Origin of the sequence: Elizabethkingia sp. YR214 (assembly GCF_003058195.1) — a bacterium.
GTDB lineage: Bacteria > Bacteroidota > Bacteroidia > Flavobacteriales > Weeksellaceae > Elizabethkingia.
In genome coordinates this window covers 262,400-274,660 of the sequence record NZ_QBUH01000005.1, presented here as the reverse complement: position 1 = coordinate 274,660, position 12,261 = coordinate 262,400, and the positions used below count along the sequence as shown (strand labels likewise).

The 12,261-nt window shown below is 34.3% G+C and carries 11 protein-coding genes; 8 read left to right on the top strand and 3 right to left on the bottom strand.

What is annotated here, in order from left to right; translation table 11 throughout:
* Positions 1-82 precede the first annotated feature (82 nt).
* From C8J95_RS12035 to C8J95_RS12005, 7 genes are all read left to right on the top strand, one after another.
* Positions 83-1,015 carry a nitronate monooxygenase family protein gene (locus tag C8J95_RS12035; protein WP_185124602.1) on the top strand — a complete coding sequence of 311 codons (933 nt, stop codon included), beginning with the start codon at positions 83-85 and terminating at the stop codon, positions 1,013-1,015.
* 609 nt (positions 1,016-1,624) lie between these two features.
* The gene (locus C8J95_RS12025) at positions 1,625-1,801 is read left to right on the top strand and encodes a hypothetical protein (RefSeq protein WP_370446831.1); all 177 of its coding nucleotides are present in this window, start codon (positions 1,625-1,627) and stop codon (positions 1,799-1,801) included.
* A 33-nt stretch (positions 1,802-1,834) separates the two neighbouring features.
* Positions 1,835-3,475, top strand: coding sequence for a hypothetical protein (locus tag C8J95_RS18985; protein ID WP_255412793.1), 1,641 nt, complete (start codon positions 1,835-1,837; stop codon positions 3,473-3,475).
* Between the two features lie 460 nt (positions 3,476-3,935).
* On the top strand, positions 3,936-4,112 hold the full coding sequence (locus C8J95_RS18785; protein WP_164474706.1) for a hypothetical protein: 177 nt from the start codon (positions 3,936-3,938) through the stop codon (positions 4,110-4,112).
* 41 nt (positions 4,113-4,153) lie between these two features.
* Positions 4,154-5,737, top strand: coding sequence for a fimbrillin family protein (locus C8J95_RS12010; protein ID WP_107808699.1), 1,584 nt, complete (start codon positions 4,154-4,156; stop codon positions 5,735-5,737).
* A 355-nt stretch (positions 5,738-6,092) separates the two neighbouring features.
* On the top strand, positions 6,093-6,269 hold the full coding sequence (locus tag C8J95_RS18780) for a hypothetical protein (RefSeq protein WP_185124601.1): 177 nt from the start codon (positions 6,093-6,095) through the stop codon (positions 6,267-6,269).
* A gap of 32 nt (positions 6,270-6,301) precedes the next feature.
* Positions 6,302-7,792 carry a hypothetical protein gene (locus tag C8J95_RS12005; RefSeq protein WP_107808547.1) on the top strand — a complete coding sequence of 497 codons (1,491 nt, stop codon included), beginning with the start codon at positions 6,302-6,304 and terminating at the stop codon, positions 7,790-7,792.
* 79 nt (positions 7,793-7,871) lie between these two features.
* Here the strand turns inward: C8J95_RS12005 and C8J95_RS12000 are convergent, their stop codons facing one another.
* Both C8J95_RS12000 and C8J95_RS11995 read right to left on the bottom strand, forming a co-directional pair.
* Complete coding sequence (locus C8J95_RS12000; RefSeq protein WP_107808546.1) at positions 7,872-8,159, bottom strand: rhodanese-like domain-containing protein; 288 nt, start codon at positions 8,157-8,159, stop codon at positions 7,872-7,874.
* Between the two features lie 12 nt (positions 8,160-8,171).
* Positions 8,172-8,975 carry a 5'-nucleotidase, lipoprotein e(P4) family gene (locus C8J95_RS11995; protein WP_107808545.1) on the bottom strand — a complete coding sequence of 268 codons (804 nt, stop codon included), beginning with the start codon at positions 8,973-8,975 and terminating at the stop codon, positions 8,172-8,174.
* An 85-nt stretch (positions 8,976-9,060) separates the two neighbouring features.
* Between C8J95_RS11995 and queG the strand changes: the two genes are divergently transcribed.
* Positions 9,061-9,996, top strand: a complete 936-nt coding sequence (gene queG / locus C8J95_RS11990) for a tRNA epoxyqueuosine(34) reductase QueG (protein WP_107808544.1) — start codon at positions 9,061-9,063, stop codon at positions 9,994-9,996.
* Positions 9,997-10,215: 219 nt separating this feature from the next.
* Here the strand turns inward: queG and C8J95_RS11985 are convergent, their stop codons facing one another.
* The gene (locus tag C8J95_RS11985) at positions 10,216-12,261 is read right to left on the bottom strand and encodes a pitrilysin family protein (RefSeq protein ID WP_107808698.1); all 2,046 of its coding nucleotides are present in this window, start codon (positions 12,259-12,261) and stop codon (positions 10,216-10,218) included.

Below are 12,261 nucleotides of genomic sequence, written 5' to 3'. Positions count from 1 at the left end.
AATGGAGGAAGTAAATGTCTCTCTTTGCAGATTAAATAGCTGATTTTCGTATATTGAAAATCGATTGTCATTATTAAATATTATGAACAGAATTAAAGAACTTTTTGATATTAAATATCCTATTATACAAGGCGGAATGATCTGGCATAGCGGATGGAGACTAGCTTCTGCTGTTTCCAACTGTGGTGGATTGGGGTTGCTCGGTGCGGGGAGTATGTACCCGGATATTCTGAAAGAAAATATTACTAAATGTAAAGCAGCTACAGATAAGCCATTTGGAGTAAATATACCTATGCTCTATCCTAATTTGGATGAGATTATTAATATTATTCTGGAAGAAAAAATTAAAATTGTTTTTACGTCTGCGGGAAATCCTAAAACCTATACAGAGGTTCTTAAAAAAGAAGGTATAAAAGTAGCGCATGTGGTAAGCAGTGTGAAATTTGCACTAAAATGCCAGGAGGCAGGTGTAGATGCGGTAGTTGCGGAAGGATTTGAGGCTGGTGGGCATAATGGAAGGGAAGAGACAACAACACTCTCTCTTATTCCTAATGTTAGAAGACAAGTTGATTTACCTTTGATTGCAGCGGGTGGTATTGCTTTGGGATCTCAGGTAAAGGCAGCTATGTTGTTAGGAGCTGATGGTGTGCAAATAGGCTCAAGATTTGCCGCTACCAAGGAAGCTTCCTCACACGATAATTTTAAACAAAAGATTGTGGAGACACAGGAAGGTGGAACGCATTTGACATTAAAAGAACTGGCTCCGGTTAGGCTTATTAAAAATAAGTTTTATAATGATATAGAAAAATTATACGAATCGGGAAGAGACCAGGATGCTCTTAGATCTGTTTTAGGACGCGCAAGAGCTAAAAAAGGAATGTTTGAAGGAGATCTGGAAGAAGGAGAGTTAGAAATAGGGCAGTCTTCTGCTTTAATCGATAGTATTTTATCAGTAGAAGAAGTATTTGAAAAACTATTAAAAGAGTTTAGAGAAAGTAGTTGTCCTGAATTATAAAATAATATTGATAATATCTTTTTTTTAATATAATAAGAATTATAAAGAGTATCTGTTTTAAATAATTTTTTGATCAAGAATTATTGTTCCCTCAATTATATAATTGAGGGAGTTTTATTTTATAAAAACAATAGTCGTTATGAATTTAATCTATTGCAATTCCTTGTTAAAGCTCCTTTGTAATTTGGTATAATTATACGTTATGGTATTCATAATAATATAGTTTAAATTTTATTTATTTTGTTTTTGACTTCTAGCAGGGGTAAAACGAGATTGTGATAATGAGGCTGTTTAAATTTGTTCAATAATACTACTAAAATTAAATAAAGTTTGGTATGTATTTTGAAAATATGGGTCAGCTACTTCAGAAAATAGGAATGTATATTTTTTATTATGTCCTGAATATAAGTTCTTTTTTTATAATTATTATAAATGAGTAATTTTGCACCCCGAAAATATAAACTATAAGTTTTCTGTTTTGCAATTACTTGCATTAAAAAAAAGACTGATTTTTTTGAGAAATAATTTCTAATATACCACACTGATAGGATATTTGTGGTGCGTTAGAATAAATGCGAATGAAGTTATAAAATATAAATGATAGAAAAAATGAAAGAAAAAACACAAAAAAGCGAATACGTTTCTCCTAATATAAAAGTATTTTTTGTTGAAATGGAACAGGGAATTGCAGCAGGTTCTGCCAAAGTTGTTCCTCCTAATAATGGTGGTTTAGTCCAGGACGAATGGATCCAAGGTGACGACGATAACAGAACTATTGAATGGTAATATTCTGATAACAACAAAAAAAATGATAGAGAAATGATGGAAAAAAATACAATATTTATAAGCAGAATAGCATTGCTTTTCTTGGTAGCGATAATGGTTTTTTCGTGTAGAAGTAATGATGATGTAGTTGGTGGAGGTGATAAGCAGGCTACTCTGAAAATTAACCTGCAGGGAATAGATTCTGGTGTTCAAAACCTTTTAGGTAATGGTGCTATGAAAATGGCATCTGTAGGAATTAAAAATTTTGCAGGACCAACGGAACAACGTTCTGAAGTTACTTTTAATAAAGACTTTAAACTTATTGCCACACTTGCGCCAGTAACTTCTTCGGCAAGAAATACCGCTCAGGCAGCAATTAGTCCTATGGCTGCAGCAGCGCCTGCGGGGCCTCAGGAATTAAAAATAGGAACTAAATACAGAATTATTGTTTATTCGGCAGATGGTGCATGGTTAGGGGCTCGTAATTATATATATGGGCAAGATTTACCAGAAGAAGGAAATCATTTTCCTGTAAATGTGGGTGAGACTTTGACTTTTGTTTGTCTTTCAGCTAATAGTGATACGGTTAGTCCTAATTTTACGCCTACAGGGAATAGTTATGCTTATAATGATATTCAGGTAAGTAATGCCGATTATGATTTGTTGCTTTTCAAAAAGACTATAACGATTGCAGAAGGGACAAACTATTTAGATGTTGTTTTTAAACATGCTTTTAGCGAAATTACAACAACTATTAATACTGCAGCTATAGGTAATATTGAAGCGATTAGTGATGGAGTTGTTTCTCCGAATTATGCTTCTGCAAATGTTAAGATATCAGATTATTTCAATACCGATAATACGGTTAATGCTAATAATATTATATGGAATGGGGCTGCAGGTTCAGTATCTGTTAACTTTACAGGAACTCTTCCGGGTACGGTAATTAAAGCTACAACTATTCTGCGCAGTCCTGTGACAACAAGTGGAGAGATGATTATTCCTTCTATTACTATTGCAGGAGTTACAAAAACTAATTTTAAAATTAGCGGATCAAAAGGATTGAATATAACTCCTGGTGTACGTTACAATCTTATCCTTACTCTGGCTCCGGCTTCCGGACATGATGTTGGTGGAGATATTATTTGGGCTCCGGCTAACCTTATTTATAATAATGGTAACTATGGATTTGCTGCTAATCAATCTGAATTTGGAGATCATTGGTATTTCAATGCGGTTAAACCATTGGAAACAGCTAAAGATGTTACAGAAGCGTATAGATTGCCAGCTGATGTAACCGGAACGAATGTATATCGTATTGAGGAAGATCCTTGTGCTAAAGTTACTGCCTATGATGGTGGATGGAGATTGCCAACTCAAAAAGAAGTTGTTGATTCGGCAGGTAAAAATGTATATACCTTCCCTGGATATTATAATGGTGTGAAGGGGATTTTTATTGGAACGGATACGCAACCTGCTCCTGCGGATTATGATAAATACCTATTCTTGCCTTTGGCGGGTTTTGGTAATACTTACAATGCTGTTAAAGCTTCTGTAGAAGCAAGGTATTGGACAAGTACTGAATTGTCTGCTGAAAATTTTTATGATTTTAGTTTCAATAGTGGTGGGGTAACAATAGGGACGGGTCAATATTATAAATATGGTGAAAGTATCCGTTGTGTGAAACGAAAATAATATGTTGATGATGTTGGTAATGCAGGTGTACATGTAGGTGTAGATGATGTTGGATATAAGCTCCTTTGGTCTTTTTGACTAAAGGAGTTTTTTATTTAGAATAAAATAAAAAAAGAATTTCTTAGATAAATTTGTTTGAATTTTATTTATAAAATACATATTAGTTATTTTTTTACTGTAAAATAATATTAATATTTATTAATTAATAATTACATTATATGTTTAAATTAATATTTGTATAATATTTAAATTTTTGATTATTTACAAATAAAATATAAATTTGTAATTGAATTTTATCTTCTGATAGAAATTGATTATTAAGTATTTATGTTCTATGGTTGAAAGGTTATGTAGTCTCTGCTGAATTGCGATTAATATATCATTGAATTTATTGGAGTAAAGTTTTTGTGATGAAAATCTGACTTTGACAACAAATGAATAATAATATAAACAAATTTTAATGATGAGTAATTTTCAAAAAGAAGAGTATGTCTCTCCTGAACTCGAGTCTTTGCTTGTAGAGGTCGAAGAGGGGATTGCAACGGGGTCGGCAAGAATACTGCCACCTGATTCTGGTGGTAATGTACAGGAACAATGGGATCCTGATACTGATGATGGTAGAACTGTAGAATGGTAAAACCTATAAAGAATGATATAAAACTACGAACTTACAAACAAATGAAAAATATAAAAATTACTACAGCTATGGCAATGCTATCATTGTCTTTTTTTGCTGTGTCTTGTAGAAGTGCTGATAGTGCTGTTGATAATAATGGAGGAAATGAAATGGTGAACGGTTCTGCTCTTCTGAAATTTAATTTAACTGGAGAAGATTATGAAGGTAAGGATATAGAGCCGCTAGCATCAACGAAGAATGTAATCTCTGTGGAGAAAGAGCAAGTTAGAAATCTTATAGTGGGTGACCAGGCATTTATTGTAACTATGACTCCTGTTTCTAAAGAAAGTACAGCTCAGGCATCTGTTAACCCAATTGCTGCCGGAGGAATTAAGTTGGTTCAGGGTGTAGTATTTAGAGTGGTGGTTTATAGAGGAGATGCTTATATAGGACAAAAACTTTATACAATTAATGCATCGGGTGGATCTGTACCTACTACAGGAACCTCATCTACTAATACGGATATGATGTTGGATGGTGATACTGAATCACTCAATAAATACACTTTTGTCGTATATTCTTTTAATAGCTCGGTAGACCCAGGTGCTGCTCCAACAACGAATCTTTCGGCAACTTCTTTGTCAGGGGTATCTGGAAATAGTGATTTAATGTATTTCAGAGCAGATAACATTAGAGTTAGCAAAGGTGATAATTTGTTAAGTGTACTATTTAAACATAAATTTAGTCAGATTACAACAATTATTGATGCTAGCGATGTTTCTCCGGGAAATGGTATCCAGTCAATTAATACACCAGTTATGAGTAATCATCGTGCTACAGGAAATGTAATGAAGTTTTCTGATGGTACGGTTACCTTTGGGGCGGCGGGTATTGGTAAGGCACTTAGTTTTTCTGGGAACTCCACAAGTAACGCTGTGTGGACAAGTGCGCCTTTGCTCTTCGCTAATCCAGGGGCTGCAACTAGTGATATGGCTACTCTGACAATTAGTTCTATGCAAGTTGGTGCAAAGACCAAGAATGCTATCTCAATTCCTAATATTGTTGCGAAGCCAGGATATAAATATAATCTGAAATTAAAATTTGCGTGTACTGCTGTAGCAACGCCTACATGGCCTTTTAGTATGTCGGATACTGATCCTGGAAATGCTGGTAAGACAGTGATAACTAAAACTTTTGATAATGCACCGGCTGCAGATGCGGGCTTTGTTTTTGATGTATATAAGATGGATAATTCTTTTAACCTGAATATTAATGGAGTTAATTTATCCAATCAGGAAATTCAGTTCCAAAGTGCGGTTGCAGCTTATCCTAGAAATATAAGGTTTAAATCTGATGGTGGAATGTGGGAATTAAATGGAATTCCTGCAATTTATAATATTGATGGAACAGCTACATCAACTCCAATTGTAAGAATTACAATTGGGCCAGATGGGTCTGTGTCAATGATGGGGCGCAGGTCTTTAGGTTCTGCATTAGAACCGTTGGAGCTGTTTAATGGTGCTTTGTTTAATGTAATAAATTGGAAAAAAACAGAACCTAATGCAGTTATGGCAACGATGGTTGTGACTGGTACTACTGTAATGAATGGTTTAGGAGTTGGGCGAAAAGTTGTACCGTGTCCATAAATAAAAGATATATTATCTAAAAGGTCTCTGGTATTCCAGAGACCTTTTTTGTTTAAATCCTTTATAAAGGTTATTTGATTTTTTTTGTTTTATATATGTTTATTCTAAATAATATGACTTTTGTTTCATTTTAATTTATTTACTTTTATAAACTAAATAAAAAGTGTAAATTGCATTCCTGTTTTTATTTTTATATAAAATATTGATTTTCAATTAGTTGTGTTTTTAATTTGTTTAAAAACAATCTTATTTTATTTCAATTGTTTTATTGTAAAGTATTTTTGGTGATTTATTTTACTTTAAAAATATAAGAATAGAAACTAGATGATGATAATTTACAAACAATAAAGACGAAATGATGAAAAATGATCAAAAACAGGAGTATTCTGCTCCTGTGGTGGAAGTTTTATTTCTTGAAATGGAGCAGGGAGTTGCTGCTGGATCCGCGAAAGTAGTTCCGCCTAATAACGGCGGAGTGGTGCAGGAAGAATGGATGCAAGGTGGAGATGATAACCGTACTATTGAATGGTAATATCCCTATAAACTAACACAAAAAACAAATAAATGAATTTTAAATTACAGGCTGCGGGCTACTCGCTGCTCGCATTATCCTTTGCTGTAACTTCATGTAGAAGTACTGATAACAGTATTGATGAGAGCGGAATAAACAAATCTGCTTTCAATGTAAAGATCAATTTAAAAGGGATTGAAAACGTTGAAGATTTACCGGTAATGCAGGCTTCTGCAAATCATAGAGGAATAAATCCAGGAGTTGTTCAAAAAGCAATTGTTCCTTTCGACGGAGATACTTTTGTAACTGCTACTCTTACATCTAAGTCTTCTATACAGACTCAGGCTGCAACTAAATCCAGAGCCGCAACTGTTGTTCCGAAAGAACTGGCTGATGGAGTAAAATACAGAGTTATTGTCTACGATAAAAATGGTGCATATAAAGATTATAAAGAATTTACCTATAAAAAGAATGAAACAGATGGCTTCCTCCTAGATGGTGATGGTAGTTATACTTTTGTTGCCTATTCTTTAAATACGAATGCAGGTACACCCAATACTGTAGTGGATAAATCACCATTAAATACAGCTAAAATATCTGGAATTAGTGGGGATTTGATGTATTTTAAAAAGAATATGACTGTAACAGGTAATAAAGATAATACACTTGATATTGTATTGAGACATCAGTTCAGCAAAATTACAACGAAGCTGGATGCAAGACAGGTGGGGAACATCTCTGTTGTCAATAATGCGGTTCTTACCCCGGCATTTACTTCTGCCGAATTGAATTTTGCAACAGATGCTATAACTTATAGTAATCCAATTACAGGTGGGCAAACGATTAATTTTCCTGCGCCTCAGAATCAGTCAACAGTAACCAGTAATGAGACTCAGATTATTGCAAAGACTAATACAACATCTCCGGAAGGTATATTAAATATAGGGACAGTAACACTTGATGGTGTATCCAAAAGCCTAAAGGTTGACAAAGTAAACATTACTCCCGGAGTAAAGTATAATCTAAACCTTAGATTTGGGCCTTGCAGAGAGGATATTAATCCGAAAGAATTTGCCGTAAAGGATGGAGTTACTCAGGATTTTTCATTCCCAGCAACAGACTTTGGATTTGTATTCGATATTTACTCATTAGACAACTCATTTAATCTTACAATTAATGGTGTTCAACTTGCTACTAATGAAATTCAGTTCCAGACAGGTAATGCAACTTATCCTCAAAATATTAGATTTCAGGATGGTGCAGCGTGGCAAAATGGTACTGTACCCCCTATTTATAATATGACTGGAACCAAAGATACTCCTTTGGTAAGAGTTGTTATTGGTAAAGATGGATCTGTCTCTATGTTTGGTAGTAAAGTAAGTAATGGGCCTCTGTTTCCTCTTGTATTAAATGGGAATAGTTTTAATAAGATTACATGGAATACGACAGGATCAAATACTGTTAGAGCAACTCAGAGAGTTGAAGGTGCAACTAATATGTCCGGGCAGGGAACCGGAAAAAGAATTATTACTTGTACTCCTTAAAAACAGAAATAATATTTTAAATCATAATAAAAAACTCCCGACTCAGAAAAGTCGGGAGTTTTTTATTTATAGAAGTTAGTTACTGTACATTGTCCAGAGACTGTTGCATATCTTCGTAACCACCACCATTGTAAACATTATCCAGTCCTTGAGCTTTGAAGAATTCTGTAGCTTGTCCGGAACGGTTACCAGAGCGACAGAAGAAAATTACATTACCTTCAAGACCTTTTATTTCATCCTGTCTTTCTTCGATTTCTCCTAATGGAATATTGGTAGCTTCGTCGATAGCACCATTCATTTCAAGTTCCATAGGTTCGCGTACATCGATAAGATGATAATTTCCTGCTTTTAATACGTCTTCAATCATGTTATAAGATTTTTATTGATTAATATTTTGAGTTGTAAAAGAACGCAGGCTTTTCATTTTTACCTGTTCGTTGCTTAATTTTTTGTCTGTATTCTTTTTATACATAGAGCTTTCCCAGTCTCCATACATTGCATTTGGAAGGATAATAAATTTGCTTCCAAATAATTCAGGATGCTCCAGAACTTTTTCGGATGAAGTTTTATCTTCGTTATTATAATAATACATATCCGAAAAATCGCTTAGGTTGTCTCCAAAGAACAAAACGATGTTGTATTTTTCAGAAAGTTTCTGGCGTCTGCTTTCCTTGCTTGATTTATCTGTTTTCAAGATAAGGTGATCGTTATCTGCATATGGAAAGTTTTTCTTCTGAAGGTTTTCAAGAGTTGGAATTCTTTCTGCTTCACTTCTGTTGGAAACATAGAAAATCTCTACACCATTATTTTTTGTAAAGTTCAGGAAATTTAAAGCTCCTGCAATAGGTTCTGCCTGAGCAAGTCTTGTCCATTTGTTCCAGTCTTCCTGGTTGAAGTTTTTTTTGTTTTCAATCTGATAAGCCTGATAAGGAGAATTGTCCAGTACAGTCTCATCTATATCCAAAACAATAGCTCTTGGCTTTTCCGATGTCTCCTGTGTTATGATTTGTGCTAAGCGAATTTGTGCTAGCTGATAAGCCTGAATGGTTAAGGCTTTATATTCTCCGGCATTTTGCATCCATGTGGTAGCATTAACTAAATCTTTGGTGTCGTGATCTGCTTTTTGAGCAGAGCAGGAAATAAAAGATAAAATTAAACCTCCTGTAAGCAATATTTTCTTCATAATCTAAAATTTCTTTTTCAAAGCTTTGCAAAATTACAAAAACGTAAAATGACAGAAGTATAATTTTCTCAGTATTTTTGTACCTATGAATCTGGCTGAAAAAAATACAGCAATTATAAAACAGAAAGCAAAAGACTTTGGCTTTCTGGCTTGTGGTGTTTCCAAAGCTGAGTTTTTGGAAGATGAAGCGCGTTTTCTGGAAAACTGGCTTACAAGAAATCTGAATGGCGAAATGCGCTATATGGAAAACTATTTTGATAAACGGTTGGATCCTCGTTTGCTGGTAGAAGGAAGCAAATCTGTAATTTCATTTTCATACAATTACTTCCCACGTAAAGTGCTGAATACCGATGATAGCTTTAAAATATCCAAATATGCTTATGGTAAAGATTATCATGAAGTAATTAAAGAAATTCTTGGAGATTTTGTTGCTGAATTGCAGGAAGAGGTAGGAGAGTTTGGATTCAGAGTTTTTGTAGATTCCGCACCGGTATTAGAAAGAGCTTGGGCAAAGAAATCCGGAATTGGATGGGTCGGAAAAAATGCAAATCTTATTACAAAAGGAGAGGGGTCCTTTTATTTTTTGGCTGAAATTATCTGCGAGTTGGAATTAGTGCCGGATACTCCGGTAACTGATCACTGTGGAAAATGCCGAAAGTGTATTGAAGCCTGCCCTACAGATGCTATATTGGATAATCAGATTATAGATGGAAGCAAATGTATCTCTTATGCAACCATAGAATTGAAGGAAGAGATTCCTGAGCATTTTCATGGGAAAATGCAGAATTGGATGTTCGGGTGCGATATCTGCCAGGATGTCTGTCCCTGGAACAGATTCTCAAAGCCGCATCAACAGCCTCTTTTTGACCCTAATGAATCGCTGCAGAACTTTTCCAAAAAAGAGTGGAAAGAACTTACACAGGAAATTTTTTCTGAAATTTTCAGGAAATCTCCTGTGAAGAGAACAAAATATGCAGGCCTAAAAAGAAACATTGACTTTCTGTCGGATAAAAATCCCTAGAAAATCAATGCTTTTTCTGTTGTACTCTTTTAGGTGCAGTTTTTACTCTGAATTTGAATCTTTTTACTGATTTACCTTTCTTAATCATATTCAGTTGTGGATTTTGGTTTTTCTAATTTACAAAAATTAGTTTGAGATTCCACATATTGTAAACAATATTTAACAAAAAAAGCCGGTACATTTTTTTGCACCGGCTTTTCTTTATTTTCAAAGAATAACTTATTTGAAATCAGTATCCTTAGCTGTATTGAATGAATAAGATTTGATATTGGTTACCAAATCCTGTCCCATCATGCTTTGAGAAAGAGTATGAGGTAGTTTTACACCATTTACATCTTTATAATTGCTATAAACAGTTGGAATTGTCATTTCCTGCCCATTCATTTTCTGTGTTTTGGTTTCTCCGGTTTTTAGCCCGCTGCTTACACTGTAATAGTAAATATTATTACCATCCTTAACGACGTAAGAATCTTCTCCACCAATTTTTTCTATACCAGACACTTTTAATTCTGGCTTTTTAGCAAAGTCCAACTCTTCAAATAATGAAGTGTTTTTTAGCAAAGCAGTTTTTATATCTTCAGGAAGAGGCGTTTTATTCCCCATCATCATCATATAACCATCTTTTCCGTCAAACGCCATTTTCTGAACAGTATTTCCCATAGCACTTACCTCTTGCAATAGTTTACCACCAAGAGCTTTTTGGCTTTTAATAATAAGTTCCATTCCCTGCATAGTAGCTGAACCTTCAGAAGATATAGAAGTCAGTTTTGCTATAGCAGCTTTGCCACCTAAGGCATTGATATATTTATCAGCAATGCTGGCAACAGATACATTGGCATCTACTTTTTTAGCAGCAGGCTTCTCTGTTTTATTAGCATCTTTATCATAATAATTTACAGGATAGCCCAATTTCTCTAATCCTTCGGAAATATCTGCAGTTTTCCCTGCAACGAATATTCTGCTTTGATTAGGTAAAATATTAGTCTTTGCAGCATTCTGAGCATCAGCTATTGTTACATTGTCAATAGATTTAAGATAATTGGTATAAAAGTCTTTCGGTAAGTTCTGAACGGAAGTATTTATAGCGAAACTTGCAATAGTGCCAGGCTCTTCCATGGAACGAATAAAATTACCTTTTAGTTTTGCCTTTGTAATAGCCAGTTCTTCAGGTTTAATAGTTTTAATGCCATTCAATTCATTGATGAACTCTTTTATAGCTTTATCCGTTACGTCATTTCTTACACTTGCTCCGGCAGAAAAAGATGGAGAATATTTCGAAGTACTTATTGAAGAATAAGCTCCATAAGTAAATCCATTTTTCTCACGAAGATTCATGAAAAGACGAGCCTCTCCACCACCACCAAGAATATCATTTGCTATTATTGCTGAAAAGTATTGTGGATCTTTCATTTTTAATGTTGTAATATTCTGTAAAGAAACAATAGACTGTACAGCATTTGGAACATTTATGATATTGATCTCTGTTTTAGCAATGTTTTTAGCTACATCTATGTTTGGAATAGTATAATTGGACTTTTTCCATGCATTAAAACTTTTTTCAATAAGTTTTTTAACCTCATTAAACTTAACATCTCCTACAATAGCTAAGTAGGCATTATTTGGCGAGTAATATTTGTTGTAGGCATCTTGCACATCTTTTAGCTGTATTGCTTTTATGGTCTCTTCTGTCTCGAATTCTCCTTTTGCTGTATTTTTGCCATAAGTAATAGCATTTGAAACTTTAGATGCTATAAATTGTGCATTTTTTTCGTTGCTTTTCAGGCCTTCAAGAGATCTTTCTTTAGCCTTCTGAACTTCCTCCAAAGAAAACTTTGGATTTATTGCAGCATCAGCCATTAAAGCTAATGTTTCTGGAAAATATTTAGAAAGTGAATTAGCAAAAGCACCAGTTGAGCTGAATCTTATGGTAGATCCCATAAAATCTACACGTTTATTAAAATCATCTTTAGACATTGTCGTTGTACCACTACCTAACTGGCTTGCCAAAATGCTATTAACTCCAGCAATATTTCCTTCATAGACAGGAGGCCTGTCCATGCTTAAGGTGACATTTACTCTTGGAAGTTTGTGATTTTCTACAACAAGAACTGTAAGTCCATTGCTTAGTTTGAATGATTGCGGATTAGTAATATTAATAACAGGTGTAGGCCCTGGTTTAGGCATTGCATTCAGATCTATATTCTGAGCTGCCATCATTCCTGAAATCAGAAAACCTGCAGCAATATATGTAATATGTTTTTTCAT

Coding starts and splice junctions, on each gene's coding strand:
- C8J95_RS12005 (WP_107808547.1), top strand. CDS start 6,302: ATGAATTTTAAATTACAGGCTGCGGGCTACTCGCTGCTCGCATTATCC.
- C8J95_RS12010 (WP_107808699.1), top strand. CDS start 4,154: ATGAAAAATATAAAAATTACTACAGCTATGGCAATGCTATCATTGTCT.
- C8J95_RS18780 (WP_185124601.1), top strand. CDS start 6,093: ATGATGAAAAATGATCAAAAACAGGAGTATTCTGCTCCTGTGGTGGAA.
- C8J95_RS12025 (WP_370446831.1), top strand. CDS start 1,625: ATGAAAGAAAAAACACAAAAAAGCGAATACGTTTCTCCTAATATAAAA.
- C8J95_RS18985 (WP_255412793.1), top strand. CDS start 1,835: ATGATGGAAAAAAATACAATATTTATAAGCAGAATAGCATTGCTTTTC.
- C8J95_RS12035 (WP_185124602.1), top strand. CDS start 83: ATGAACAGAATTAAAGAACTTTTTGATATTAAATATCCTATTATACAA.
- C8J95_RS12000 (WP_107808546.1), bottom strand. CDS start 8,159: ATGATTGAAGACGTATTAAAAGCAGGAAATTATCATCTTATCGATGTA.
- queG (WP_107808544.1), top strand. CDS start 9,061: ATGAATCTGGCTGAAAAAAATACAGCAATTATAAAACAGAAAGCAAAA.
- C8J95_RS11995 (WP_107808545.1), bottom strand. CDS start 8,975: ATGAAGAAAATATTGCTTACAGGAGGTTTAATTTTATCTTTTATTTCC.
- C8J95_RS18785 (WP_164474706.1), top strand. CDS start 3,936: ATGATGAGTAATTTTCAAAAAGAAGAGTATGTCTCTCCTGAACTCGAG.
- C8J95_RS11985 (WP_107808698.1), bottom strand. CDS start 12,261: ATGAAAAAACATATTACATATATTGCTGCAGGTTTTCTGATTTCAGGA.